The sequence below is a fragment of the Shewanella sp. 10N.286.52.B9 genome (assembly GCF_002873635.1).
Classification (GTDB): domain Bacteria; phylum Pseudomonadota; class Gammaproteobacteria; order Enterobacterales; family Shewanellaceae; genus Shewanella.
Window position 1 is genome coordinate 65,125 of record NZ_MCTY01000165.1, and the last position, 25,701, is coordinate 90,825.

The following is a 25,701-nucleotide window of genomic DNA, read 5'->3' on the forward strand; positions in this document are numbered from 1 at the left end:
TCAAAAAAGGATGTGAAGCAGTGCTAAATACGCTTAGGGATATTACACAGTCTGTCGCCAGTGCTAATAGCTTAGAGACGGCATTGTCATTATTGGTTTCCCAAACCAAGTTGGCAATGCAAACGCACTGCTGTTCTATTTATATTCTTGAACAGCAACAATTGGTGCTTTCTGCTACAGAGGGCCTTGCACCTAATTCCATCAATCGTGTCAAAATGCCTTTATCTGAAGGCTTAGTGGGCTTAGCGGCAGAAAAAGAAGAAGCTGTTAACCTTGCCGATGCAAAATCACACCCCAGATTTAAACTATTTCCTGAAGTTGAAGAAGAAGAGTACCGCGCATTTCTGGCAGTACCTATAATCTTTCAAAAACAGGTTGTCGGCGTCATTGTGGTGCAGCAACCGCAGCCGAGACAGTTTAGTGAAAATGAAGAAGCCTTTTTGATGACTTTGGCGGCCCAACTAGCGGTTGTGGTACGTAATTTGAAAAACAAAGCTGCGATCAGTAATGTTCAACAACAAGTCGTCTTCAAAGGTACTTCAGCGTCAAAAGGTATCGCCATTGCTGATGGCTTTGTGCTTGGTGGTGCTATCTCTCTCGATCAGCCCGAAGAACAAGCCACAGACTTAGCAACAGAAATTCAGCGTCTAAAAGCTGCTATGCAACGCTGTAGTGATATTATCAGCACTTTATCCCAACGTTTTGACCGTGAAAATGTAGATGATGTTGCCTCTATTTTTTCTGCTTTACAATTACTGTTAGGTGAAGCCAGTCTTGGTGGCGAGTATCTACGGGAAGTGAATTTAGGTTGGCAAGCCGAATCTGCCGTTAGCCGGGTGTCTAAACGCTATATTGAGCAGTTTATCGCGATGGAAGACCCGTATTTAAAAGAGCGGGCCAGTGATATTCGTGAATTAGGCCAAAAAGTTTTACGCCAATTAATCGAACCAGACAAATTAGAACTCGCACCTGATAAACCGGTCATACTGGTGGCGAAAGAGGTTGATGCCACATTATTAGCAGAGTTTCCTCGAGGAAAACTTGCAGGAATAGTCACAGAACTTGGCGGGGTAAATGCCCACGCAGCAATATTGGCAAGAGCCTTGGGTGTGCCAGCAATTGTTGGTGTTGATCAGGTTTTATCTGCAGATGTTGACAACAAAAAGTTAGTGCTAAATGCCAATAGCGGCCAATTATTAATTTCGCCATCTGATGCCATTATTCATGAATATCTTTGCTTAATTTCTGAGAGTAAAGCCCAGCAACGACAATTTTCTGCTGAAAGATCCTTACCCGCTGAAACCTTAGACGGTCAAAGAATACAGCTTTATTTGAATGCCGGTTTATTAAGTGGTTTAAGCACCGATATGGCAGAAGGCGCTGATGGTATTGGACTGTACCGCACTGAAATTCCCTTTATGCTGCATCAACGCTTTCCCAGTGAACTTGAGCAAGTTCAAGTTTATAAACAAGTACTATCGGCAGCGCGAGACAGACCTGTGGTGATGCGCACCCTTGATGTGGGCGGTGATAAACCATTGCCTTATTTTCCTATCACAGAAGATAATCCTTTTTTAGGCTGGCGTGGCATCCGCTTATCTTTAGATCACCCAGAACTGTTTTTAATGCAATTACGCGCGATGTTGACAGCCAATGCTGACTCTTCACAATTGCAGATATTGTTGCCTATGGTCAGTAATTTAGACGAAATCGATCGAACATTACTTTACCTAGAACAGGCATATTCAGAGCTGACTGAAGAGCTCGCAAGAGAAATACCCAAACCTAAAATAGGGGTAATGCTTGAAGTCCCATCTTTGCTTTTCCAATTAGAAGATGTGGCTAAAAGAGTTGATTTTGTTTCTGTAGGTAGTAATGACTTAACCCAGTATTTGCTTGCGGTGGATAGAAATAACCCCAGTGTCAGTCCATTATTTGATAGTTTTCACCCTGGCGTATTAAGGGCGCTAAAATGGACTATTACTGACTGTAACCGTTTTCAGCTTGATGCCAGTATTTGCGGTGAACTTGCTGGCGAGCCCATGGGCGCGTTATTGTTAGTGGCTATGGGCTACGAAAAACTCAGTATGAACCAAGGCAGTATTGCGCGGATAAACTATCTACTTAGACGGATTAACAAAGCTGAACTTGAGCGATTACTAGATCAGGTATTAAGCTTGTCTAATGGTGAGCAAGTCAGGCAATTATTGAATCAATATTTGCAACAGCGTAATTTGCTGTCGATTTTAGACTAATGACAGGCCAACGTGACGCTTATTGCAGTAATTTCAAATCAGTAATTTAAAATCAGCAAGTTGAAATAAAAATACTGAAGCAAAGTTAGTTAATTAAACAAGTTGATAAAAGCAACTTGGCTAAGTCAATTTACACATTTTTCATTGTTAGGGCTGTACGTTGGACAATATATTGTTAGTTTTTTCACTTTGCTTGTTATTAGGCGCAGTGGTTGGATTTTTTGCTGGTTTGTTAGGCATAGGTGGCGGGCTTATTATTGTACCGGCACTGATTTATTTACTGCCCTGGATAGGCATAGAGTCCAGCCAACTCACCCATGTAGCCATTGCCACCTCGTTAGCCTCAATTATTATGACCTCGTTTAGCTCTGCTATTGCCCATCATAGACACGGTAATATCCCTTGGGAGCTTTTTAAGCCCATGTTGCCGGGTATTGTGGTTGGTGCGTTAGCATCGGCTTTTATCTCAGAACAAATAGCAGCCAATGTATTACAGCAGGCTTTCTCGATATTTGTCACAGTGATGGCAATACAAATGGCATTTCCATTAAAACCCAAAGCCGTAGCGAAAGTGCCAAGTTTTAAGCTGATGTTTATCGTTTCAATGCTAATAGCTGTTGTTGCCGGCTTAATGGGCATTGGCGGCGGGGTACTGCTGGTGCCTTTCTTGTGCTATTGCGGTTTACAAATGCGTCAAGCGGTTGGCTTTGCGTCGGTAACAGGTTTTTTAATCGCGATAGCGGGTACTGCGGGCTATGTTATTGCCGGATTAAATGCCACTGACTTACCCACTTGGACAGTCGGTTATATTTATATTCCCGCATTAGTGGGGATCATCATTACCTCTATGCTTATTGCACCTTTAGGGGTAAAGGCCGCCAGTATTTGGCCAACGCCGATACTGAAAAAGATATTCGCAGTTTTGCTGATGGTAATAGGTTTAAAGCTCGCGCTTTCTGCTTAAAAAAATTACACTAGCCACGAGTTTTGATAATTAATATTCTGCAAATAATAAACGTTTTAATAATAGGACAATAAAATGCGTCAGTATTTAGATCTCTGCAACCACATCGTTGAAAACGGCCACTGGATTGAAAATAAACGTACAGGTAAGCGCTGTTTAACGGTGATCAATGCAGATTTACAATACGATGTTGCCAATAATCAATTTCCCATTATTACGACTCGTAAAAGCTTCTGGAAGGCTGCAATTGCTGAGCTTATTGGCTACATTCGTGGTTACGATAATGCCGCTGATTTTCGCGCCATCGGCACTAAAACCTGGGATATGAACGCCAATGACAACCAAAGTTGGTTAAACAATCCACACCGCAAAGGTGAGGATGATATGGGCCGAGTATACGGAGTGCAAGGAAGACGCTGGCAAAAACCTTGTGGTGGAAGCGTTGATCAGCTTGCTAAAATTGTCGAAAACTTATCTAAAGGGGTTGACGATCGTGGTGAGATTATCACTTTCTATAATCCTGGTGAGTTTGACATGGGCTGCTTAAGACCTTGTATGCATACTCATACTTTTTCGCTTCTCGGTGATACCCTTTACCTAACAAGCTATCAGCGTTCATGTGATGTGCCTTTGGGGCTTAACTTTAATCAAATTCAGGTGTACACCTTTTTAGCACTAATGGCGCAGATCACTGGAAATAAGCCAGGTCTGGCTTATCACAAGATCATCAATGCGCACATTTATGAAGATCAACTTGAATTGATGAAAACTGAGCAACTTGTCCGTGATCCATTCCCATCGCCACAGTTGAATATTAATCCTGATATAAAAAGTTTACGTGACTTGGAAACTTGGGTCACCATGGATGACTTTGAAGTGATTGGTTACCAACATCACGAAGCAATTAAGTATCCCTTCTCCGTATAAATCACATTTCAGCCATCATTTCACCCAATGGCTTTGGTTTACATCTAAACCAAAGCCATTGTCTTCTACTGCGTAAAGTATCGACGATTTTTAAACCCGATAATGAAAATAACAGCTAACCTTTAATGATTTTATGGGGACAGTGTATGCAAAACAGCCTCATTGCTAAGTTGCTTTTTAAGACTAAAAAGACAATGTTAGTTAATAATGCTTGTGATAATAATTTTGCAGAGTATTGTAAATAAAAGATTAATTAATTTAGCTGATTGTATTTTTATTCAGCAGTTGATATTTTTTTCAAGAAGCTTGTTGGTAATTGATTAGCTTAAAAAAGCGATATGTTGGCAATTTGGGCTCACGTTAATACACTTAAATGTGATCTTGTTCGTGTTATTTTGTTTAATACCTCGGAAATCCCGACATATAAGACCCAAACTAACGATTATGATTGTTTGAATAATTCCGCTAGACTCGAATTAATTGTTTTTTGTGGAGAAAATTATGGAACGTGCAATTAAGAATTTCTTAAGTCAAGAATCTGCAGGGGGTATCATTTTGATGATCTCTGTAGTGCTGGCGATGTTAATGGCAAATTCGCCATTAGCGGGTTTATACAGTGGTTTTCTTGATACAGAAGTCCAAGTACGTATCGGTTCACTGGATATAGATAAGCCATTACTGTTGTGGATTAATGATGGTCTTATGGCGTTATTCTTCCTACTAATTGGTTTAGAAGTTAAACGTGAACTGCTAGAAGGTGCGCTTTCAAGCGTTTCAAAAGCATCATTACCTACCTTTGCTGCTATTGGTGGTATGTTGTTCCCAGCGTTATTTTATTTAGCGTTCAACTACTCAGATCCTGTGACTCAAGTGGGCTGGGCAATTCCAGCTGCGACTGATATTGCCTTTGCACTCGGTATCATGGCGCTACTTGGTAGCCGTGTTCCGGTGGCATTGAAAGTCTTTTTACTTGCATTAGCCATTATCGATGACTTGGGCGTAATCGTCATTATCGCACTATTTTACAGTGCTGATTTATCGATGGTAAGCTTGATTGTTGCAGCTATTTCAATTGTATTAATGGTTGCTCTGAACCGCAAAGGTGTCAGCTCACTGATCCCTTACGGTTTACTTGGTCTGATCTTATGGGTTGCAGTGCTTAAATCTGGCGTACATGCCACATTAGCAGGTGTGATTATTGCGTTCTGTATTCCATTGCGGGCTAAAGACGGCTCATCACCATCTGAGCATTTAGAGCATAGCCTACACCCTTGGAGCACCTTCTTCATTCTACCCGTATTCGCCTTTGCCAATGCAGGCTTATCACTTGCAGGTATGAGCGTAACCTCGTTAGTTGAGCCAGTAACTATCGGTATTATCTTAGGCCTACTATTAGGTAAGCCTGTAGGTGTATTACTGTTTAGTTATGTTGCGGTAAAACTAAAATTAGCTGAATTACCACCAGGAATTGGCTGGAGTCAAATTATCCCTGTGGCAGTGATGACTGGTATTGGTTTCACTATGTCAGTATTTATTTCGTCGCTTGCCTTTGATGGTGCACCTGATCAATATGGTGATTTTGCAAGATTAGGTATTTTAACCGGTTCAATGCTAGCTGCATTAGTGGGTTATTTCTGGTTAAACAAGGTGCTTCCTAAAACTGAAGCAAAATAAGCTGGAGTGATTAAATGAAACTTAAACTGCTAATGTTAGCCTTTGCTATTGGGGCCGTTGTTCCTGCCCAAGCAACGTCATTCAATGTTTGTCAAAAGGATGTTGAATCAAGCGAGTGTAAAAGTTACTTAGATGGTGTGGTTGATGGTGCATTGATGTACCACGACGACGCTTCTGCTAGCCGATTAGACGCTGATAGTGGCTATGAGTCTCGAGCGCTTAAATACCGCGCAGGTAAACGCTATCAAGAGGCTAACCGCAGTTTTTGTGCAGAAAGAGTCCCTGACAAGGCAGATATTGTTTTGGCCATTCAAGAACAAACGGCCAATAAAAACATCAATGACCTAAATGAGTTGTCGATATTAATTGATAGCTTGTTGAACTGTCAGAGACTAAAATAAGTCATCTTTCATTAGCTGGCTTATATGAATGCAACATTTAAATTATAACCATCTATATTATTTTTGGATGGTTAGAAAGAAAGGGACGGTAGCCAAGGCTGCCGTCGCTTTATGTTTAGCCCCGCAAACTATCACAGGTCAAATTCGCGCTTTAGAAGAACGCCTCAATGGCAGTCTATTTAAACGTGTCGGCCGCAACCTTGAATCCACCGAACTTGGTGAAATCGTATTTCGTTATGCTGATAAGATGTTTAGTCTAAGCTACGAAATGATCGATTTACTCTCTTATCAAAAAGATGACTCAGTGTTATTTGAAGTGGGTATTGCTGATGCCCTGTCTAAAGCCTTAGCCAGTCGCGTTTTACTGACAGTGATCCCAAGTGACGGTTCAATGCATTTGAGCTGTTATGAATCAACCCATGAAAGCCTGATAGCAAGGTTACGTGAACATAAATTAGATATGATTTTATCTGATTGTGCTGGCGTATCACTTAAATACCCTGAAATCTTATCCAAAAAGTTAGGCGAGTGCGGTATTAGCTTTTTCTCTTCATCAAAGCCCTCTGCTGACTTTCCAGCATGTCTTGAGCAAGAGAAATTACTGATCCCAGGCAAGCGTACTTCCCTTGGGCAACAGTTACATCGCTGGTTTGCTGAAAAAAATCTTAATGTGAGTATTTTAGGTGAGTTTGATGATGCAGCTATGATGAAAGCATTTGGTTTGTTTAAGCGCGGTATATTTGTTGCTCCCTCTATTTATCGTCATGATATACTCTCCCAAGGCATGGTATTACTGGGTGAAACCACTGATATTAAAGAAGAGTATCATGTCATGTTTGCTGAGAGGATGATTCAACACCCTGCGGTTCAACGCTTGTTAGAAACAGACTTTAATGATTTGTTTGCTGGTGTTGATCCACAAGTTCAAGATGTTGAGCATCGAAGTTTGCAACATCTATAAAGTATCCGAAGAGATGTTAGGAGAAGTACATTGGAATTAATGAATATAGCAAGAGTGCGCTGGGCTTGTCGAAGAGGGATGCTTGAGTTAGATGTTCTTTTTCAACCTTTTGTAGAGCAACATTACCAAGCTTTAGCTGATAAAGATAAGCAAACCTTCATTGATTTATTAGCCTGTGAAGACCCTGAGTTATTTGCTTGGTTTATGGGGCATGAAGTTTGCCCTGATGCTGCTATGGCTGACATGATAGTTACGGTTCGTGGTCGCCCTCAACCATAAGCTAGTTTATAGCGATATGAGCTTACTGCAAAAGATGAAGGTGCTTAACTGATGCATTTCAGCTTAAGCGCTTCATTTAATCAATTTTTATCACATATTGTATTGCTCTGTGTGTGTTTAAGCAGCTTTATTCTTTGGCCAGATTATCGCCACTGGGCTTATCAACTGGCATTCTATTTTATTCTTATCTCGTATCTGGCTTTTTTTGTCGCTCATCTGTTGGCGTTAAGGCATTGGCGTTGCCAATTTTCTTTACTTGATGCAAGTAAAGGTAAGTTATCCCAAGGGCAAGAATTTCAATTATGGCGCAGTTCAATAGTCACTGTATTTGCTGCAGTGATGTTTATTGAACTTGACGTTTTAGATGAGCGGGGAGTTGCAACTCGGGGAAAAAGGCAGTTATTAATTGTCTGGAGCGACATGCTTGACGACAGCAGTTACCGAAACCTGTGTCGTCAATTAATCGCATATCAAAAGCGTTAATAATCTTAACGCTATCGTTCAGGTTGTAAAATAGTTGGCTTTGGATTATCGACTTGCTCTGGGTAATCGGCATTATAGTGTAGGCCACGACTTTCTTTTCTTTCCATGGCGCAGCGAATGATTAACTCAGCTACTTGAACCAAGTTTCTCAATTCCAGTAAATTGTTACTGACTCTGAAGTTACTATAATATTCTTGAATTTCTTGTTGTAACAATGCGCAGCGGCGTAGCGCGCGCTCCAAGCGTTTATCGGTTCTAACAATTCCTACATAATCCCACATGAATAAACGCAGTTCATGCCAGTTATGGGCAATGACCACTTCTTCATCTGAGTTACTAACCTGACTTTCATCCCAGAGTGGCACAGGCCCGGGTGTCGGCACTTTTTCAAGCAAGCTTTCAATATCTTGAGCAGCAGCTCTAGCAAAAACCAAGCACTCTAATAAGGAGTTACTGGCCAGTCGGTTGGCACCATGTAAGCCGGTGTAGGCTACTTCACCAATGGCATATAGGCCATTGATATCAGTTTGACCATGCAAATCTGTCATGACGCCGCCGCAGGTGTAATGGGCTGCAGGCACCACAGGGATGGGATCGGTGGTGATATCAATACCAAATTCTAAACAGCGACTGTAAATCGTGGGAAAATGTTTGATGACAAATTCAGCGGGTTTATGGCTGATATCTAAATACAGACAATCAGCACCCAAGCGCTTCATTTCATAATCGATTGCCCTTGCCACAATATCACGGGGAGCAAGTTCCGCGCGTTCATCAAATTCAGGCATAAAACGGCTACCATCAGGTCGTTTTAAATATGCGCCCTCACCACGTAATGCTTCAGTGAGCAGATAATTTCTAGCATCAGCATGATACAAGCAAGTTGGATGAAATTGATTAAACTCCATGTTGGCAATACGGCAACCCGCTCGCCAAGCCATGGCGATTCCGTCACCACTAGCAATATCCGGATTAGAAGTATATTGATATACCTTTGAACAGCCACCTGTCGCGATAGCAACAAATTTGGCTGTTACCGTTTCAACGTGCTCAGCATCGCGGTTCCAAATATAAGCACCCACTACACGATTACCGGGGCGGTTTAATTTGCGAGTGGTGATTAGGTCAATGGCGTTATATCGCTCAAGTACTTTAATATTCGGGTGCGCGATTGCGCGTTCTTGCAAGGTTGATTGTACTGCTTTACCGGTTGCATCGGCAGAGTGCAAAATACGTCGATGGCTGTGACCACCTTCACGGGTCAAATGATAAGGTGCTGCGCTTTGATCGCCGTCAGTTTCTTCTTTATCAAATGCCACACCGCATTGAATTAACCATTGCATCGACTTTTTGGCATTTTCAGCCGTGTAAGTCACCACTTCTTTGTCACAAAGTCCTGCGCCAGCAATGAGCGTGTCGTTAACATGTGATTCAATAGTGTCCGATTCATCGAATACAGATGCGATTCCACCTTGGGCATAATAAGTCGAACCTTCCGCCAAAGGGCCTTTAGAAAGTAAAATAACTTTAGACTTTTCAGCTAGATGCAGGGCAAGTGTTAATCCTGCTGCACCGCTACCTATAACCAAAATATCAGACTGGTGTTCAACTGCTTGTTTCATAAGGTATCATGGAGTACTTAATATGTTCCTCAATGGTAAATCAATTACGCTTTTTTGGGTACTTAGACATTACTATTAGATGGGGTAATCGCTAATTTTTTAATTAAATTAATTTTTTTTCATTCAATATCGAACTTTTTCAAAGCATGCGAGTCTACTTTAATGTGAATATGATTCGAGCGACTGAGAAATCAGTATTATAGATTTAGGAGTAGTCGGCTCGGATGAGTGGACAAATAAGTGATCAACAGTTAGTTGAACGTGTTCAGCGTGGTGATAAAAACGCCTTCAATTTGCTAGTCCAAAAATACCAAAATAAGGTAATGAGCTTAATTTCGAGATACATACGAAACCAAGCGGACATAGCAGATGTTGCACAAGAAGCCTTTATTAAAGCTTACCGTGCATTACCCAACTTTCGGGGTGAAAGTGCTTTTTATACTTGGCTTTACCGCATTGCAGTAAACACTGCAAAAAATCATTTGGTTTCTCAGAGCAGAAAAACACCGGCTAACAGTGTTGACGCCGAAGAAGCTGAATACTACGAAGGCAGCGATGCATTAAAGGAATTTGCTTCACCAGAACGCTTGGTGTTATCAGATGAAATTAATCGGGTGATTTTTGAAACGTTAGAAACGTTGCCAGAAGAATTGAAAATTGCAATATCATTACGAGAACTCGATGGTATGAGTTACGAGGATATTGCCAATATCATGGATTGTCCTGTTGGGACGGTGAGATCAAGGATCTTCCGCGCACGGGAATCAATCGATAAAAAACTCCAGCCTTTGCTGGAACAGTAACAGTCTTTATGACATGGGTGAAAAATGCTTAAATCAGGTCAAGAATGGGTTTCATCAGCAGTTGACGGCGAAGTTGATGCAAAAACATTAGCGGAATTGTCAGCAGACGAAGGCTCACATAGCAAATGGCAAAACTATCACATGATAGGCGATGCAATGCGCGGCGAGTTACCACAGACAATTGATTTGGATCTTTCTGCTAATATTGCAGCGGCAATAGAATTAGAGCCAGCCATTATTGCACCTCAGACTCAAACAACTTCAGTACATGATACTGAAACCGTGAACGAGACTAAGAAAGATAATGTGGTACCGTTTTTCAAACAGTTTGGTCAATATGCAATTGCTGCAACTGTGGCTATGGTAGCAATTGTTGGTGTGCAAAATTATGAGCAAGACCCAAGTGTAGACTCACCATTACCTGTGTTAAATACTCGTCCTTTAATTGGGACTGCGTCACCTGTTAGTCTCCAAACTGGGGCTGTACAAAATCAATCTAATATCAGTAACGATAATATGGTTGAGCAACGTCGCCGTATAAATTCTTATATCCAAGACCATATGCTACAACAAAGGTTGAATTCAGGTGCGGTTGTGGACAACAATAGCGAAATTGAACTAAACGATTTTAATCATTAATTCGGAGTTAGCTTGCGTCTAATCCTGTTAGTACTTGCTGTATTGGCTTTCCCTAGTATTGCCGAAGAAGAAAAATCAGCGAAAGCTTGGCTTGAAAGTATGAGCCAAGCATTACAAACCAAACAATTCAAATCTTCTATTATTCAACTGCAAGCCGACCACATACGACCACTGGTTTATCTGCATGGTACGGTCAATGATAAAGAAGTCGCTTTTCTAGAGTACCTCAATGGCCCCCCTAAAAATGCGGTCAGAGTTGCTGATACGGTAACATTTATTGAGCATGACCAACCGGCATACAGCATCAGCGCTCCCCGTATTCAAGGTCTTTGGCCTGCTATTTTTGCATCTAATATCAATTCTTTAGAGCAGGGGTATCAATTTGTTTTAGGTGGAAGAAGCCGTATAGCTGGGCGCCCTGGGCAAATGATCCGCATTATTCCGGTTGATGAACACCGCTTTATGTCACAAGTTTGGGTGGACATGGAAACCCATTTACCACTGCGTTATGACATGATTAACCAAGACAAACAGCTTATTGAGCAAATGATGGTCATTGAGCTAATAGAGCTTGGTGAGCCAGCGAGCATTTTAGTCGAAGCTGAAAAGCAAGAACTGCCGCCTGTGATGAACCCAGCTGAACGGATTGAAGGACAGAATTGGCAATTTACTTGGTTACCTGCAGGGTTTCATTTAGTAGTAAAAGATCATCACCGCTTACTTGGCAGTGATGAATCAGTTGAATATATCGCTTTAACCGATGGCTTAGTTAACATTTCAGTGTATGTGGCCAGAATGGGTGATAGTCCAATGCCTGATGAGCTAATTACCCGCAACGGCCTTTCAATGGTGGTTGAGCAAGTGGGCAATGTTGAAGTAGTTGCTGTGGGTAAAGTGCCTGCAGATACGCTTAATCGTATTGCTAAAAGCCTAGTGTTGAAATAAAGATTCTTGAAATAAATGGTCTTGAAATAACGAGTATTAAAGTAACTAGCCATAAAACAAGCGTTAAAATAAGTGCTAGAATCACTAGCACTTAACTTACAGGGCGCCTTTCGCTATGACTCAACAAGTAGACTCAACATCAGCGCAAAAACCTCAATCACCTCCAGCATTATCGCAATCGATGTTGGAGGAGGTGGCGACGGTAATCGCTTACGATCCCAAAGGGTGGGTCACCGTTGAGATTGAACTTAAGAGTGCTTGTAATCATTGTTCAAGCAGTGACAATTGTGGCACCTCAACGGTTGCTAAAGCCTTTTCGATTAAAAAGCAGCAATTCTCTCTGATGGCAGAACAAGCCTGCGAAGCGGGTGATTTACTGAAACTTGCTCTGCCTGAATCCGTGATATTAAAAGCAGCAATGCTGGTTTATATCACTCCTTTAGTTGGGTTATTTTTAGGCGCTATTATGGGGCAGGGCTTAGCTGGTCTTTTGGATATCAACACTGACCATGGCGCAATGATGCTTGCAGCGATAGGCAGTTTCATGGCTTGGAAAGCCGGTAAAAGCAAAGCGCTAACGCTTGAAAAAGCCTCGACGCCCATCATTACAGCGTATTTAGGCCAAGGGATCAGCCTTTCGCGGGGCTAGATAGCATTATTTATCAGATATGAAGGGCGATTTTATTATTGTTTTTTGTCCAATTATTGATTGTGATTGGTATTAACCCCTTTATCAGGTACAATTCGACCTCATTATATCCACCATTTTAGTAGTAGCCATTTCACCCACATGAAACACATTAGAAACTTCTCAATTATTGCCCATATCGACCATGGCAAATCAACATTGTCTGATCGCCTTATCCAATTTTGTGGTGGTTTATCAGACCGTGAAATGGACGTTCAAGTTCTCGATTCTATGGATATCGAACGTGAGCGCGGCATTACCATTAAAGCGCAGAGTGTTACCCTCGACTATAAAGCCGATGATGGTGAAACTTATCAGCTGAACTTCATTGATACACCCGGCCACGTTGACTTCTCTTATGAAGTATCCCGTTCACTTGCTGCGTGTGAAGGTGCATTGCTAGTAGTTGATGCCGGTCAAGGCGTTGAAGCACAGACACTTGCAAACTGTTACACCGCCTTAGAAATGGATCTTGATGTGGTACCGATTTTAAATAAAATCGATTTACCTCAAGCCGATCCTGAGCGTGTCGCTGCAGAAATCGAAGATATTGTTGGTATCGATGCTATGGAAGCTGTGCGCTGCTCAGCTAAAACGGGTATCGGTATTAAAGATGTACTAGAAGTCATCGTATCGGATATCCCACCACCAGAAGGTGATATCGATGCACCACTTCAAGCGCTGATTATTGATTCATGGTTTGATAGTTACCTTGGTGTTGTCTCGTTAGTACGTATTAAGCATGGCGTCTTGAAAAAAGGTGACAAGTTTAAAGTTATGTCTACCGGTCAAAACTACAATGCTGACCGTGTTGGTATCTTTACGCCTAAACAAACAGATACACCTGAACTTAAAGCCGGTGAAGTTGGCTTTGTTATTTCGGGCATTAAAGAAATTCACGGCGCACCAGTAGGTGATACCTTAACTCACGCTAAACATGGTGCCGAAGAGCCTTTACCCGGGTTTAAAAAGGTTACACCGCAAGTTTATGCCGGTGTATTCCCAATTTCGACAGATGAGTTTGAAAGCTTCCGTGAAGCATTAAACAAGCTAAGCTTGAACGATGCATCGCTGTTTTTCGAGCCTGAATCATCTTCAGCATTAGGTTTTGGTTTCCGTATTGGTTACCTTGGCTTATTGCACATGGAAATCATTCAAGAGCGTCTTGAGCGTGAATACAACCTTGATTTGATTACCACAGCACCGACGGTTGTTTATGAAGTTCAATTGAACAATGGTGAGGTGGTGTATGTAGATAACCCATCAGATTTACCGCCAATCAATAACATCGACATGATCCGTGAACCTATTGTTGAAGCAAACATGTTGGTGCCTAAAGAGTACTTGGGTAACGTTATCACTTTATGTGTCGAGAAGCGTGGCGTACAAACCAATATGGTTTATCATGGTAATCAAGTTTCTGTGACTTACGAATTGCCAATGGCTGAAGTCGTCATGGATTTCTTTGATAGATTGAAATCAACCAGTCGTGGTTATGCCTCATTAGAGTATAACTTTATTCGTTTTGAAGAAGCGGATATGGTGCGTTTAGATATCTTGATCAATGGTGACAGAGTTGATGCGCTAGCAATGGTTATTCATCGTTCAAACATTCGTCATCGCGGCTTAGCTTTAGTTGATAAAATGAAAGAGCTGATCCCAAGACAGATGTTTGATATCGCGATTCAAGCTGCGGTGGGTAGTCAGATTATTGCCCGCTCAAACATTAAAGCAATGCGTAAAGACGTTACCGCTAAATGTTATGGTGGTGATGTCTCGCGTAAGAAGAAACTACTAAATAAGCAAAAAGAAGGTAAGAAGCGCATGAAGCAAGTCGGTAACGTTGAAGTGCCTCAAGAAGCGTTCTTAGCTGTATTGAAACTTAATGATTAATCCTGCATAGGTTTCATTAGAGTTCAGATAACGCCGCAGTTTGCGGCGTTGTCATTAGCAAAAGTTAATTTTGCAACAACGGTTTATTCGTATAATTTGTAACATTACAGTTAGTGCTTAACGATGTATTCCATAGGATACTCATTATTCAGCGGTTTATTCATTAAACAATTATTTGAAAGTGTTAAAGGCAGGAGCTTAAATTTCAATGGCAGCCCATTTTTCTCTTATTTTAACCATAATAACCCTTGTGAGTGGGTTAATTTGGTTAATCGATGCAACGATATTTGCCCCTAAACGTCGTGAAAGCTTAGCCCTTGCAGAAGCAAAGCAACCTGATTTGAGTGATGATGCAAAATACAGCATTACGCGTGAATCAACCTTGGTTGAATTTGCCCATTCAATTTTTCCGGTTATCGCATTTGTATTGATATTGCGTTCATTTATTTATGAGCCATTTCAAATACCATCAGGCTCAATGAAACCGACTTTACTGGTAGGTGATTTTATTCTGGTAGAAAAATTCAGTTATGGTTTACGTGACCCCGTCTTTCGCAGCAAGCTAATTGAAACAGGTGAGCCTGAGCGTGGCGATGTGTTTGTGTTCAAATATCCTCAGCAGCCTGAAATAGACTATATTAAAAGAGTGGTTGGTTTACCCGGTGACCGTATTATTTACCAAAATAAGCAATTTCTTATTCAGCCTAAATGTGATGCAGCAACAAATTGTCCGCCAGCAAAAGCAATTAAGCTAACGCCAGTTAATCGTGGTGAGTTTACCCATGAAGGTGTGTCGTTATCTCGCTATACCGAGCAGTTAACTGATGTAGAACATGATATTTTAATCAACCCATCTCGCCCTGATTTTAGCTCACATTTCTTTGAGCAACCGGGTACGGCAGTGGGTGAATTTATTGTGCCAGAAGGTCAGTACTTTGCCATTGGTGATAACCGTGACAACAGCACTGATAGCCGCTTTTGGGGCTTTGTCCCTGAAGCTAACTTAGTAGGTAAAGCGGTAGCGATTTGGATTAGTTTTGAATTTGAACGACCTGCAAGTAGTTGGTTACCAACATGGGTACCAACCGGGGTGCGTTTTGACAGAGTAGGTGCGATCAAGTAATGGAACCAATTAAAAACTTACCGCGACTGTGTCGTACGCTGGGTTATGAGTTTACTAATGTTGATTTATTAACTCAGGCATTAACTCATCGTAGTGCTGCATCAAAACATAATGAGCGCCTAGAGTTTCTAGGTGACTCGATTTTATCAATCATTATTTCTGATGCCCTTTATCATCAGTTCCCTAAGGCTACTGAAGGTGATTTAAGCCGTATGCGTTCCACCTTAGTCAAAGGTGAAACCTTAACGGTTATCGCAAAAGAATTTAAGCTAGGCGATTACCTCTACTTAGGCCCTGGCGAGCTTAAAAGTGGTGGATTTAGACGTGAGTCTATTTTAGCTGATGCGGTTGAAGCAATTATCGGGGCGATTTATTTAGATGCTGACATAGAGACCTGTCGTAAGTTATTACTGACCTGGTACCAGCAGCGTTTGGCTGAAATCAAACCTGGCATCAATCAAAAAGATCCGAAAACGATTTTACAAGAATATCTGCAAGGTTATAAAAAGCCCTTACCTGAATACCATGTTGTTGATGTAAAAGGTGAGGCCCATGACCAGACATTTACAGTTGAATGTCGCGTAGCAGAAATCAATAAAGTAGTGACAGGCGTCAGTACTTCAAGAAGAAAAGCTGAGCAGCTAGCTGCCGCTCAGGTATTGGAGCTTATTAATAAATGACCAAAAAAACAGACTTGCCAGAGAACTCACCAGTTGAGCCGAGTTTAGATGAATTATTGGCAAGGATGAATGGCGCTGCGCCAGCCGCTACAGCAAAATACGAGATCACCTATTGTGGCATGGTTGCTATTGTCGGCCGCCCTAATGTGGGTAAATCGACCTTACTGAACAAGTTACTTGGGCAGAAGGTCAGTATTACCTCTAAAAAACCGCAAACCACTCGTCATCGCATTATGGGTATCCATACCGATGAAGCTAGGCAAATTGTTTTTGTTGATACTCCAGGCTTACATATTGAAGAAAAGCGTGCGATTAACCGCCTCATGAACCGTGCTGCAGCAAGTTCGCTTGCTGATGTCTGCATGGTTGTGTTTGTGGTTGATGGCATGACGTGGACTGAAGATGATGAGATGGTGCTCAAGAAATTAGAGCAAGGCAGTGGTCAGCGTAAAACGGTTTTAGCTATCAATAAAGTCGATAATATTAAAGATAAAGAGTCTTTATTCCCTTATCTTGAAAAGTTATCTGCTAAGTTTAAATTTGATGAAATTCTGCCTATCTCGGCTACTAAAGGCACGAATATTCAACGAATTTTAGATTTAGCCAGTGAGTCGTTACCTGAAGCTGGATTTTATTTCCCAGAAGATTACGTCACTGACCGTTCGCAACGCTTTATGGCATCAGAAATTGTCCGTGAAAAGCTAATGCGCTTCTTAGGTGATGAATTGCCTTATGATGCCACCGTTGAGATTGAACAGTTCAAAATGATGGAAAACGGCGTTTATCAAATCAATGCTTTGATTTTGGTCGAGCGTACGGGCCAAAAACGTATGGTTATCGGTAATAAAGGTGAGCGTATCCGCACTATCGCCACCCAAGCTCGACTTGATATGGAAACCTTGTTTGATAATAAAGTTTTCTTAGAAGTTTGGGTTAAGGTTAAGTCAGGCTGGGCAGATGACGAACGTGCTTTACGAAGCTTAGGCTATGGTGAAGACTAAGCCGATGCTTTACTTAATACCGACTTTAGCGACTGTGTAACCCTGCTATGTTAAGGGGGTACATACTACATCATCGACCATACAGAGAATCCAGTGTGATCGTTAACCTGTTAGTTGATGATGTAGGAAGGGTCGATGCCTTAGTCAGAGTAGGTAGCGGAAAAAAATCCCTTAAAAGTATCATTCAGCCATTTCAGCCGCTGATATTCCAGTTCAATAGCAAATCAGGCTCTACTGATTCTTCGCTTAAATTTATTACCCAAGTTGAACCCGCAGCGCCGGCATTACCCCTTAAAGCTGAAAGTTTATATTCTGCTATGTATCTTAATGAGCTGCTGGTTAGGGTACTTAATTCAGGCCAACATGCTGAAGGGTTATTCCTGCATTATCACCGCAGTTTAATGGGCTTGGCGCAGCAATTTAGTTCCAGTCATTTACGCTATTTTGAGATGGAGCTACTTTTAGAATTAGGTGCTTTGCCATCACTGGACTACGACACCTTAGGTGAGATGATCATGGCAGGTTGCAGCTATCGTTTTGTTACTGATGCCGGTTTTGCTGTCGTAAATCAAGCCGCATCAGAGCATTTTACAAGCAGTCGTAACTTGCTCGCTGGTGAGATGCTCATTCAGCTCAAGCAAAAACAATTAACCCCAGAGCACCTAAATCAAGCCAAAGGGCTCATGCGCTATCTGTTAACGCCGCTATTAGGCGGTAAGCCATTACTTAGCCGTAAGTTATTTATTAAACAATAACTTTTTAATATATGAGCAGCCAGTGGTTTACATTAGAATAGGCCCACTAGTTTGTAATATTACTTTTTAGATTTGCTAGTTAGCGAGTCAGTTTTGCCAATTAAGGAGCCACAATGAGTGGAATTTTATTAGGAATTAACATCGATCACATTGCCACTCTTCGTCAAGCTCGTGGAACCAGTTACCCTGATCCTATCCATGCCGCAGCGGTTGCAGAACATGCTGGCGCAGATGGCATCACTATTCATTTACGAGAAGATCGCCGCCATATTCAAGACCGTGATGTGTATTTGTTGGCTAAAACCCTTAAAACGCGGATGAATTTTGAGTTTGCCGTTACCGATGAAATGATTGCGATAGCCTGTGAAGTCAAGCCCGCCTATGCCTGCCTAGTGCCAGAAAAGCGTGAAGAGCTGACCACAGAAGGTGGCTTAGATGTGGCAGGTCAACTTGATAAAATCACTCAAGCTGTCACGACGTTAGCTGCAGAAGGCATCAAGGTATCTTTATTTATTGATGCCGACAAAAGCCAAATAGATGCTGCTGTAGCATCGGGCGCACCTTATATTGAAATCCATACCGGTTGTTATGCCGATGCTGAAACGGATGCTGAGCAGGCTATAGAGTTGGCGCGCATTACTGAAATGGCCAAATATGCTCACAGTAAAGGCTTGATTGTTAATGCAGGACATGGATTGCATTACCATAACGTCAAAGCTATTGCAGCTATCCCTGAGTTGTATGAGTTAAATATTGGGCATGCTGTTATCGCTAGAGCAGCCATTGACGGTTTAGCGACTGCAGTAAAAGATATGAAAACATTAATGCTAGAAGGGCGTAGAGGCGAATAATGGCCATTGTGGGTATTGGTACAGACATTATTGAGATAAACCGCATTGAGCTGCAATATGCCCGTTTAGGGGATAAGTTAGCTAAGCGTGTACTCACGCCTACAGAGCTTGAAATTTACCAATCTTCAAAAATAGCCCATCGATACCTAGCAAAACGTTTTGCTGCAAAAGAAGCCGCAGCGAAAGCCTTAGGCACTGGTATTGGCCGCGGAGTTTCATTTCAGCATATTCATATCAGTAATGATGACAATGGTGCGCCACTAATTAGCTTTACTGATGGTGCATTAGCAAGGCTTGAGCAACTTGGCGCAACCCGCGGCCATATTACTATTGCTGATGAGCAGCATTATGCCGTTGCAACTGTGATTATTGAGTCTTAGTGACTGAAATTGTTAATATTAAATATCTAAAGGCGCTTAATGCGCTTTTTTTGTGGTTGAGTCTTTTTAGGGCGAAACTTGAGTTTGCTGATATCGATAGGGTAAGTTAACGTGAGTTAACCATTACTCACAAAAAACTAACAACTAAAGGTGGTGATATGAAATCAGCGGTCGAGCAGTTAGCAACTTATAAAAGTGTGCACTTAAACCCGAATAATATTCGCACCCATTTCATCGGCGTACCGCTGATTATCTGGTCAGTATTTTTGATGTTAAATTTTATACCGGTGAATTTGCTGTCTTTGCCAAATTTGTATATCAATGTGAATGTGGCATCCGCGTTTGCTATCGGTACTTTAATTTACTACTTCATCTTGCATAAAGGTTTAGCGTTAGGATTAACGATTTTTATTGTTCCAGTGCTTATCACCACTACGCTGGCAGCGCAGCATGGGGCGGGCTGGCTTGTGGCCATTGCTGTATTTGTTGTTGGTTGGGCGATTCAGTTTATCGGCCATAAATACGAAAAAGCCAAACCAGCTTTTATTGACGATTTAAATCAACTTTTGATAGGGCCGTTTTTTTTAATGGCAGAGTTGTATTTTATGCTTGGCTTTGGCAAAGAACTTGAAGAAGAAATCACCCCAATAGCGCGGGATAAACGCAGAGCGTTAGAGGCTAAAAAGCGTCAAACCGCATAAGTTTGATTGAATTTTTGGTATTAAAAAAGGCGCTCAATGCGCCTTTTTAGCTTTTTAATAGCTTAAAACTAACTAATGTTAGTCATCCTGCTCAACTTCAGTAAGCGCAGCATCCGGTATGACTTTTACCGTTTTAATCATGTTATCTGATACCTCTAAAACCTCAATGTCATAGCGGCCTATTTTAAGGCGAGTACTGGCTGATGGTATCTCTTCAAGGTGTTCGATGATCAACCCATTTAAGGTTTTAGGTCCATCGATGGCAAAATCCCATTTCATTTCTTTATTTAAGTCACGTATGGTGATGCTGGCTTCGATAATGAAACTGCCATCTTGTTGAATATCAATATCTTCACTGGCAGTGGTGATCATTGAAGTGGTGAAATCACCGACAATTTCTTCAAGAATATCTTCTAACGTCACCAAACCTTGAATATCACCATATTCATCCACTACTAAGCCAAAACGTTCTTTATTCTGCTGAAAGTTAGACAGTTGTACCGTTAACGGCGTGCCTTCTGGAATGAAGTACAATTCTTTTACGGCTCTTAATAATGTCGACTTACTAAATTCTTCTTTTGACTGCAGTCTTAAGGCATCACGCAGGTGGATAAAACCGACGGCATCATCGATATTATCGCGATACACCAACACTCGTGTGTGCGGGCTTTGAGTCACCTGTTTATTAATCAGTTTGAATTCGTCATTAACGTTAATGGCATAAATGTCTGAGCGCGGGATCATAATGTCTTCAACCGTGACTTTTTCTAAATCTAGAATCGACAAAAGCATTTCTTGATGTCGCTGCGGGATCAATGCCCCAGCTTCATGAACAACCGTGCGTAATTCTTCTTGGCTAAGGGCATCATTAACACTGACATTTTTAATTCCTAATACCCGTAAAAAACCAGAAGTGATTAAGTTAATTACTTTCACTAGCGGCCATAATATCGACAGTAAGGCTTTTAATAGCAAGCTTGACGGAAAGGCAATACGTTCAGGGTGTAAGGCGGCAATGGTTTTTGGGGTGACCTCGGCAAAGATGAGAACCACCAAAGTCAAAACACCTGTGGCAATAGCTACGCCCATGTCACCAAATAAGCGCATGCCAATAATGGTTGCTATAGCTGAGGCTAAGATATTAACCAGATTATTACCAATTAAAATCAGGCCAATCAAGCGGTCGGGTCGCTCTAACATTTTTAGTGCACGAATAGCACCTTTATGGCCGCTAGCTGCTAAATGACGTAAGCGATAGCGATTTAAGGTCATCATGGCGGTCTCACTACCCGAAAAATAGGCTGAGATACAAATTAACACCAACAGAGAGAAGAGGAGTGCGCTGGTAGAAATAGCGTCCAAAAATGGCTCCAGTTATTGTAGTAAAAAAAAGACGAATGATGAGTATCAATCATTCGTCATGAGTGTCAAGCTTGGTTCATACTATTCAACCAAATATACGGTTATCGTAAAATAATTTCAGTAACGATTCGTGCGCCAAAATAAGCCAGAGAAAGTAACGTTGCCCCAGATAAGGTATATATTACAGCTGTACGAACACGACAACCGATGCTGTAATGCTGCCAAAGCATCACACAGTAAACCACCCAGGCCATAATTGATAAAATAGCCTTGTGACCTTTGCCATCTTCAAACATATCTTCCAAGAAGATAAACCCTGTCGCCAGTGATAATGTTAGTAGCATCACTCCGATAGTCACCAAATGGTACAGCTGTTTTTCAACTGTCATTAATGGCGGCATGCCGGGGCTCATCATGGTTTTCTTGTTTTTCAATTTATTTTGGATTAGCCACAACTGAATAGCGTACAGAGCTGCAATCATCAAGGCACTGTAGGCCATAAGCGATAATACAATATGTGCTAGGATTTCTGGGTGAACATCAAAGTGGATGATGTATTGAGGGGGAATGAGCCACAGCACAGCAACCGAAATAACTGAGCAAGCATAAACCACAGGCACCACAACAATCACTTTTAAGCGGTGCATGATAATGGTAAAGCTAAAGGCAATAATCCAATTAACCAGTGAAATCACATTGGTTAAACTAAAGTTTTGCCCATCAGCGGTAAAAATGGTTTGTGATAATGCAATGCCATGAAGCACAACGGCAATGGATGCAAAGATAGCAACGAGCTTGCGATTGGGACCTTCTGCGTGGAAAAGTCGGCTTGTCACTAAAATAAGTGCAATGCAATAAAACAACATCGCCGAAGCTGGGAAAATGACCATCTGGAATAAACCTATCAAGTTATGAGTGCCGTTGTTTTTTACAATATAAAATCAGCACATCTTTAGTTAGTTAAGATTAACACGAACGCCCCCCAATAGTGGAGTGACCTAAGACTCAAAATTTAACAGTTTCCATCATTTAACTGCAAATTCTTTACGAAAGATGATGAATATCAAATCTGATAGCGCAGGCTGATGTCGCATATTGAAGTAGTTTGGGTATAATGGGCGCCAATTATGGAATCGTTTAAGGTATACAGCAGCGCATGTTTGAGAATCTATCTGACAGACTGTCACGCACCCTCAAGAATATTAGTGGTCGTGGTCGCTTAACCGAAGACAACATTAAAGATACCTTACGTGAAGTGCGCATGGCGCTGCTTGAGGCTGATGTTGCTTTGCCAGTGGTACGCCAATTTGTTAACAGTGTAAAAGAACGCGCTGTTGGTCAAGAGGTGTCAAAAAGTTTAAGTCCAGGACAAGCATTCATTAAAATTGTCCAAAATGAACTTGAAATTGCAATGGGTGAGGCCAATGAAGCCTTAGACCTCGCTAGTCAACCGCCAGCAGTATTAATGATGGCAGGTTTACAAGGTGCGGGTAAAACCACCAGTGTTGCCAAACTGGCTAAATTTTTACGTGAACGCGAAAAGAAATCAGTACTGGTAGTGAGTGCCGATGTTTATCGCCCTGCAGCGATCAAACAGCTAGAAACCTTAGCCACCGAAGTAGAAGTTGAGTTTTTCCCATCGGATGTGAGCCAAAAGCCAGTAGATATTGCTACTGCCGCGATTGCCCATGCCAAGCTTAAGTTCATTGATGTTGTGATTGTCGATACCGCAGGTCGCTTGCATGTTGATGAAGCGATGATGGATGAAATTAAAGACCTTCATGCAGCCGTTAATCCTGTAGAGACACTCTTTGTTGTCGATGCTATGACTGGCCAAGATGCAGCTAATACTGCAAAATCATTTAATGAAGCATTACCGTTAACCGGTGTGATTCTGACAAAGATTGATGGTGATGCACGTGGCGGCGCGGCGTTATCGATTCGTAATATTACTGGAAAACCGATTAAATTCTTAGGTGTCGGTGAAAAAATTGATGCCCTTGAGCCATTCCACCCTGAGCGTATTGCTTCACGTATTCTTGGTATGGGCGATGTGCTTTCACTCATTGAAGAAGTAGAACGTGGCGTTGATAAAGACAAAGCCATGAAGCTTGCTTCAAAAGTGAAATCAGGTGGCGGCTTTGATTTAGAGGATTTTCGCGAACAACTGCTGCAAATGAAGAATATGGGCGGCATGATGAACATGATTGAAAAGCTGCCAGGTGTAGGCCAATTACCACCCGAAGCGTTAGCCCAAGTTCAAGATGGCAAGATGACTGGCCAAATGGAAGCTATTATTAATTCAATGACACCAGGTGAGCGCAAGCGTCCTGATATCATTAAAGGTTCACGAAAACGTCGTATTGCCTTAGGTTCTGGCACTCAAATTCAGGATGTTAATCGTCTTTTGAAGCAGTTTACTCAAATGCAAAAAATGATGAAAAAAATGTCAGGTAAAGGTGGCATGAAAAAAATGATGCGCAGTATGGGCGGTATGATGCCTCCGGGAATGAAGTTTCCAGGACGTTAATGCCTAAGTTTTTCATGGATATCTATTCAAATACCGCCGGTTAGATTTATTTTGACCTATTGCAGGCATTAGCCTTCGATGTAAAAATCGTCGGATTTGGTTGCAATAGTTGAAAAGTCAGGTAAAATCTTCCGGCTTTCTACTGGGGCCCTTCGCGAACACGGAGTCCCAGTTTTTTATTTTTGCTTCTAGCAAATCATTAGAGGAATAAAACGCATGGTTACCATTCGTTTAGCTCGTGGCGGCGCAAAAAAGCGTCCATTTTACAGTATCGTTGTAGCAGATAGCCGCAATGCACGTGACGGTCGTTTCATCGAACGTGTTGGTTTTTTCAACCCTTTAGCTAAAGGTCAAGAAGAAACTTTACGTTTAGATTTAGATCGTGTTGATCATTGGGTTGCAACTGGTGCTGCAACTTCAGATCGCGTAGCAAAATTGATCAAAGACGCTCGTAAAGCTGTTGCTTAATAGCGTTAAGGTATAAAGATGAGTAGTAATCAACAACCCATCGTACTAGGCAAAATAGGTTCTAGTCATGGTATTAAAGGTTGGATGAAAATCACCTCTTATACCGATTCTGTTGAAGGTATTTTTGAATATTCCCCTTGGTACATAAAAGAACAAGGTGAATGGCGTGAGGTTAAGGTCTCTCAGTGGCGTTTTCAAGGTAAAGCACTCGTGGCTTGCTTAGAAGGCGTAAATACACGAGAGGATGCGCAAGCACTTACAAATTGTGAGATTGCCATTCAGTCAGACCAAATGAAAAACTTGTCAGAAGATGAATTCTACTGGCGAGATTTGATTGGTTGTACTGTGACTAACACCAAAGGTTACAACATGGGTGAAGTCGATCAGATCGTGGAAACAGGATCGAACGACGTACTCCTTGTTAAAGCTAACGTAAAAGATGCTTTTGGCAAAGCGGAACGAATGATTCCCTTTGTCCCTGAGCAGTTCGTCCTTGAGGTGAACTTGCAAAGCAAACAGATATTAGTGGATTGGGATCCAGACTTTTAAGTCGAGGTACATCATATGCGGTTAGGGGTAGTAACCCTGTTTCCTGAGATGTTTCGTGCCGTTACAGACTTTGGAGTCACGGGTCGAGCCGTTAAAAACGGCCTGTTAGAGTTGCAAACGTGGAATCCTCGTGATTTCACCCATGATCGACATAACACTGTTGATGACCGACCTTACGGTGGTGGTCCAGGCATGTTGATGATGGTGCAACCGTTACGCGATGCTATTCATGCAGCGAAAGCTGCGGCAGGTGACGGTGCAAAGGTGATTTATTTATCACCTCAGGGACGTAAGCTGGATCAGCAAGGCGTTTCTGAGTTAAGTAAATCAACAAGTTTAGTGTTGGTATGTGGTCGATACGAAGGTGTTGACGAACGTATTATTCAATCTGAAATTGATGAAGAGTGGTCAATTGGTGATTATGTGCTTTCGGGCGGAGAATTACCGGCGATGACCTTAATTGATTCAGTTGCAAGGTTAGTACCTGGTGTACTAGGTAAGCAAGCGTCAGCAGAGCAAGACTCTTTCTCTGATGGCTTATTGGATTGTCCACACTATACACGCCCTGAAACTTTAGATGGTGTCGGTGTACCAGCAGTGCTTTTAAGCGGTGACCACAAAAAAATTAGACTCTGGCGGTTGCAACAAAGTCTTGGTAGGACTTTTTTAAGACGACCAGAATTATTTGAAAATCTAGCTCTGACTGGCGAACAAAAGACTCTTTTAGCGGAGTTTGTCAAAAATTTAGACAAACCTGTGTAGTCATA

At 41.8% G+C, this 25,701-nt stretch carries 27 protein-coding genes; 24 read left to right on the forward strand and 3 right to left on the reverse strand.

From position 1 onward, the window contains the following. The first annotated feature begins 20 nt into the window (after positions 1-20). The 8 genes from ptsP (at position 21) to BCU91_RS10000 (ending at position 7,944) form a co-directional block, all read left to right on the forward strand. The gene (gene ptsP / locus BCU91_RS09965) at positions 21-2,255 is read left to right on the forward strand and encodes a phosphoenolpyruvate--protein phosphotransferase (RefSeq protein ID WP_102531396.1); all 2,235 of its coding nucleotides are present in this window, start codon (positions 21-23) and stop codon (positions 2,253-2,255) included. A 160-nt stretch (positions 2,256-2,415) separates the two neighbouring features. Beyond that, entirely contained in the window at positions 2,416-3,219 is an 804-nt protein-coding gene (locus BCU91_RS09970; protein WP_102439246.1) for a sulfite exporter TauE/SafE family protein, read from the forward strand. Between the two features lie 75 nt (positions 3,220-3,294). Next, the gene (locus BCU91_RS09975) at positions 3,295-4,146 is read left to right on the forward strand and encodes a thymidylate synthase (protein ID WP_102531397.1); all 852 of its coding nucleotides are present in this window, start codon (positions 3,295-3,297) and stop codon (positions 4,144-4,146) included. Positions 4,147-4,647: 501 nt separating this feature from the next. Then, a complete protein-coding gene (gene nhaA, locus BCU91_RS09980; protein ID WP_102439244.1) occupies positions 4,648-5,820 on the forward strand; it encodes a Na+/H+ antiporter NhaA in 1,173 nt (390 codons plus the stop codon). 14 nt (positions 5,821-5,834) lie between these two features. Further along, the gene (locus tag BCU91_RS09985; protein WP_102439243.1) at positions 5,835-6,221 is read left to right on the forward strand and encodes a hypothetical protein; all 387 of its coding nucleotides are present in this window, start codon (positions 5,835-5,837) and stop codon (positions 6,219-6,221) included. 28 nt (positions 6,222-6,249) lie between these two features. Continuing rightward, entirely contained in the window at positions 6,250-7,182 is a 933-nt protein-coding gene (gene nhaR, locus BCU91_RS09990) for a transcriptional activator NhaR (RefSeq protein ID WP_076542538.1), read from the forward strand. A gap of 30 nt (positions 7,183-7,212) precedes the next feature. After that, positions 7,213-7,461 carry a succinate dehydrogenase assembly factor 2 gene (locus tag BCU91_RS09995; protein ID WP_102439242.1) on the forward strand — a complete coding sequence of 83 codons (249 nt, stop codon included), beginning with the start codon at positions 7,213-7,215 and terminating at the stop codon, positions 7,459-7,461. A 51-nt stretch (positions 7,462-7,512) separates the two neighbouring features. Then, complete coding sequence (locus tag BCU91_RS10000; protein WP_102475608.1) at positions 7,513-7,944, forward strand: protein YgfX; 432 nt, start codon at positions 7,513-7,515, stop codon at positions 7,942-7,944. Positions 7,945-7,955: 11 nt separating this feature from the next. Here the strand turns inward: BCU91_RS10000 and nadB are convergent, their stop codons facing one another. Continuing rightward, complete coding sequence (gene nadB / locus BCU91_RS10005; RefSeq protein ID WP_076542542.1) at positions 7,956-9,566, reverse strand: L-aspartate oxidase; 1,611 nt, start codon at positions 9,564-9,566, stop codon at positions 7,956-7,958. A gap of 224 nt (positions 9,567-9,790) precedes the next feature. Between nadB and rpoE the strand changes: the two genes are divergently transcribed. From rpoE to BCU91_RS10065, 12 genes are all read left to right on the forward strand, one after another. Beyond that, a complete protein-coding gene (rpoE, locus tag BCU91_RS10010) occupies positions 9,791-10,369 on the forward strand; it encodes an RNA polymerase sigma factor RpoE (RefSeq protein ID WP_102439239.1) in 579 nt (192 codons plus the stop codon). A gap of 24 nt (positions 10,370-10,393) precedes the next feature. Further along, positions 10,394-11,008, forward strand: coding sequence for an anti sigma-E factor RseA C-terminal domain-containing protein (locus BCU91_RS10015; protein ID WP_102439238.1), 615 nt, complete (start codon positions 10,394-10,396; stop codon positions 11,006-11,008). A gap of 12 nt (positions 11,009-11,020) precedes the next feature. After that, entirely contained in the window at positions 11,021-11,953 is a 933-nt protein-coding gene (locus tag BCU91_RS10020; RefSeq protein WP_102439237.1) for a MucB/RseB C-terminal domain-containing protein, read from the forward strand. Between the two features lie 181 nt (positions 11,954-12,134). Continuing rightward, entirely contained in the window at positions 12,135-12,602 is a 468-nt protein-coding gene (locus BCU91_RS10025) for a SoxR reducing system RseC family protein (protein ID WP_102439284.1), read from the forward strand. Positions 12,603-12,743: 141 nt separating this feature from the next. Next, positions 12,744-14,534 carry a translation elongation factor 4 gene (lepA, locus tag BCU91_RS10030; protein ID WP_102531398.1) on the forward strand — a complete coding sequence of 597 codons (1,791 nt, stop codon included), beginning with the start codon at positions 12,744-12,746 and terminating at the stop codon, positions 14,532-14,534. 208 nt (positions 14,535-14,742) lie between these two features. Continuing rightward, positions 14,743-15,657: a signal peptidase I gene (gene lepB / locus BCU91_RS10035; protein ID WP_102475612.1), complete on the forward strand. Its 915-nt coding sequence runs from the start codon at positions 14,743-14,745 to the stop codon at positions 15,655-15,657. Next, on the forward strand, positions 15,657-16,337 hold the full coding sequence (gene rnc, locus BCU91_RS10040) for a ribonuclease III (protein WP_102439234.1): 681 nt from the start codon (positions 15,657-15,659) through the stop codon (positions 16,335-16,337). The genes lepB and rnc overlap by 1 nt, the downstream gene beginning before the upstream one ends. Further along, a complete protein-coding gene (era, locus tag BCU91_RS10045) occupies positions 16,334-17,338 on the forward strand; it encodes a GTPase Era (protein ID WP_102439233.1) in 1,005 nt (334 codons plus the stop codon). The genes rnc and era overlap by 4 nt, the downstream gene beginning before the upstream one ends. A 47-nt stretch (positions 17,339-17,385) precedes the next feature. Continuing rightward, the gene (recO, locus tag BCU91_RS10050; RefSeq protein ID WP_102439232.1) at positions 17,386-18,093 is read left to right on the forward strand and encodes a DNA repair protein RecO; all 708 of its coding nucleotides are present in this window, start codon (positions 17,386-17,388) and stop codon (positions 18,091-18,093) included. Between the two features lie 113 nt (positions 18,094-18,206). Next, on the forward strand, positions 18,207-18,944 hold the full coding sequence (gene pdxJ, locus BCU91_RS10055) for a pyridoxine 5'-phosphate synthase (RefSeq protein ID WP_102439231.1): 738 nt from the start codon (positions 18,207-18,209) through the stop codon (positions 18,942-18,944). Then, entirely contained in the window at positions 18,944-19,324 is a 381-nt protein-coding gene (gene acpS / locus BCU91_RS10060) for a holo-ACP synthase (RefSeq protein WP_102439230.1), read from the forward strand. Before pdxJ ends, acpS begins: the two co-directional genes overlap by 1 nt. A 158-nt stretch (positions 19,325-19,482) precedes the next feature. Next, complete coding sequence (locus tag BCU91_RS10065; protein WP_102439229.1) at positions 19,483-20,025, forward strand: Mpo1-like protein; 543 nt, start codon at positions 19,483-19,485, stop codon at positions 20,023-20,025. A gap of 78 nt (positions 20,026-20,103) precedes the next feature. Here BCU91_RS10065 and BCU91_RS10070 read toward each other — a convergent pair whose 3' ends face one another. Both BCU91_RS10070 and ccsA read right to left on the reverse strand, forming a co-directional pair. Then, positions 20,104-21,387: a CNNM domain-containing protein gene (locus BCU91_RS10070; RefSeq protein ID WP_102439228.1), complete on the reverse strand. Its 1,284-nt coding sequence runs from the start codon at positions 21,385-21,387 to the stop codon at positions 20,104-20,106. 101 nt (positions 21,388-21,488) lie between these two features. Then, the gene (gene ccsA, locus BCU91_RS10075) at positions 21,489-22,277 is read right to left on the reverse strand and encodes a cytochrome c biogenesis protein CcsA (protein ID WP_076542568.1); all 789 of its coding nucleotides are present in this window, start codon (positions 22,275-22,277) and stop codon (positions 21,489-21,491) included. Between the two features lie 266 nt (positions 22,278-22,543). On the opposite strand from ccsA, the gene ffh reads away from it, so the two are divergent. From ffh to trmD, 4 genes are all read left to right on the forward strand, one after another. Next, the gene (gene ffh, locus BCU91_RS10080) at positions 22,544-23,917 is read left to right on the forward strand and encodes a signal recognition particle protein (RefSeq protein WP_102439226.1); all 1,374 of its coding nucleotides are present in this window, start codon (positions 22,544-22,546) and stop codon (positions 23,915-23,917) included. 216 nt (positions 23,918-24,133) lie between these two features. Further along, on the forward strand, positions 24,134-24,385 hold the full coding sequence (rpsP, locus tag BCU91_RS10085) for a 30S ribosomal protein S16 (RefSeq protein WP_102439225.1): 252 nt from the start codon (positions 24,134-24,136) through the stop codon (positions 24,383-24,385). Between the two features lie 18 nt (positions 24,386-24,403). After that, entirely contained in the window at positions 24,404-24,934 is a 531-nt protein-coding gene (gene rimM / locus BCU91_RS10090) for a ribosome maturation factor RimM (RefSeq protein WP_076542574.1), read from the forward strand. A 15-nt stretch (positions 24,935-24,949) separates the two neighbouring features. Further along, positions 24,950-25,696, forward strand: coding sequence for a tRNA (guanosine(37)-N1)-methyltransferase TrmD (gene trmD / locus BCU91_RS10095; protein WP_076542576.1), 747 nt, complete (start codon positions 24,950-24,952; stop codon positions 25,694-25,696). Positions 25,697-25,701 lie beyond the last annotated feature (5 nt).

What these genes read in the sequence shown, in the direction of transcription:
- ccsA (WP_076542568.1), bottom strand. Translation starts at nt 22,277, where the DNA reads ATGGTCATTTTCCCAGCTTCGGCGATGTTGTTTTATTGCATTGCACTT.
- rpoE (WP_102439239.1), top strand. Translation starts at nt 9,791, where the DNA reads ATGAGTGGACAAATAAGTGATCAACAGTTAGTTGAACGTGTTCAGCGT.
- acpS (WP_102439230.1), top strand. Translation starts at nt 18,944, where the DNA reads ATGGCCATTGTGGGTATTGGTACAGACATTATTGAGATAAACCGCATT.
- BCU91_RS10015 (WP_102439238.1), top strand. Translation starts at nt 10,394, where the DNA reads ATGCTTAAATCAGGTCAAGAATGGGTTTCATCAGCAGTTGACGGCGAA.
- recO (WP_102439232.1), top strand. Translation starts at nt 17,386, where the DNA reads ATGTTAAGGGGGTACATACTACATCATCGACCATACAGAGAATCCAGT.
- era (WP_102439233.1), top strand. Translation starts at nt 16,334, where the DNA reads ATGACCAAAAAAACAGACTTGCCAGAGAACTCACCAGTTGAGCCGAGT.
- BCU91_RS10025 (WP_102439284.1), top strand. Translation starts at nt 12,135, where the DNA reads ATGTTGGAGGAGGTGGCGACGGTAATCGCTTACGATCCCAAAGGGTGG.
- lepB (WP_102475612.1), top strand. Translation starts at nt 14,743, where the DNA reads ATGGCAGCCCATTTTTCTCTTATTTTAACCATAATAACCCTTGTGAGT.
- rpsP (WP_102439225.1), top strand. Translation starts at nt 24,134, where the DNA reads ATGGTTACCATTCGTTTAGCTCGTGGCGGCGCAAAAAAGCGTCCATTT.
- ffh (WP_102439226.1), top strand. Translation starts at nt 22,544, where the DNA reads ATGTTTGAGAATCTATCTGACAGACTGTCACGCACCCTCAAGAATATT.
- lepA (WP_102531398.1), top strand. Translation starts at nt 12,744, where the DNA reads ATGAAACACATTAGAAACTTCTCAATTATTGCCCATATCGACCATGGC.
- BCU91_RS09985 (WP_102439243.1), top strand. Translation starts at nt 5,835, where the DNA reads ATGAAACTTAAACTGCTAATGTTAGCCTTTGCTATTGGGGCCGTTGTT.
- BCU91_RS10000 (WP_102475608.1), top strand. Translation starts at nt 7,513, where the DNA reads ATGCATTTCAGCTTAAGCGCTTCATTTAATCAATTTTTATCACATATT.
- nadB (WP_076542542.1), bottom strand. Translation starts at nt 9,566, where the DNA reads ATGAAACAAGCAGTTGAACACCAGTCTGATATTTTGGTTATAGGTAGC.
- BCU91_RS09975 (WP_102531397.1), top strand. Translation starts at nt 3,295, where the DNA reads ATGCGTCAGTATTTAGATCTCTGCAACCACATCGTTGAAAACGGCCAC.
- rnc (WP_102439234.1), top strand. Translation starts at nt 15,657, where the DNA reads ATGGAACCAATTAAAAACTTACCGCGACTGTGTCGTACGCTGGGTTAT.
- rimM (WP_076542574.1), top strand. Translation starts at nt 24,404, where the DNA reads ATGAGTAGTAATCAACAACCCATCGTACTAGGCAAAATAGGTTCTAGT.
- trmD (WP_076542576.1), top strand. Translation starts at nt 24,950, where the DNA reads ATGCGGTTAGGGGTAGTAACCCTGTTTCCTGAGATGTTTCGTGCCGTT.
- nhaA (WP_102439244.1), top strand. Translation starts at nt 4,648, where the DNA reads ATGGAACGTGCAATTAAGAATTTCTTAAGTCAAGAATCTGCAGGGGGT.
- pdxJ (WP_102439231.1), top strand. Translation starts at nt 18,207, where the DNA reads ATGAGTGGAATTTTATTAGGAATTAACATCGATCACATTGCCACTCTT.
- nhaR (WP_076542538.1), top strand. Translation starts at nt 6,250, where the DNA reads ATGCAACATTTAAATTATAACCATCTATATTATTTTTGGATGGTTAGA.
- BCU91_RS10065 (WP_102439229.1), top strand. Translation starts at nt 19,483, where the DNA reads ATGAAATCAGCGGTCGAGCAGTTAGCAACTTATAAAAGTGTGCACTTA.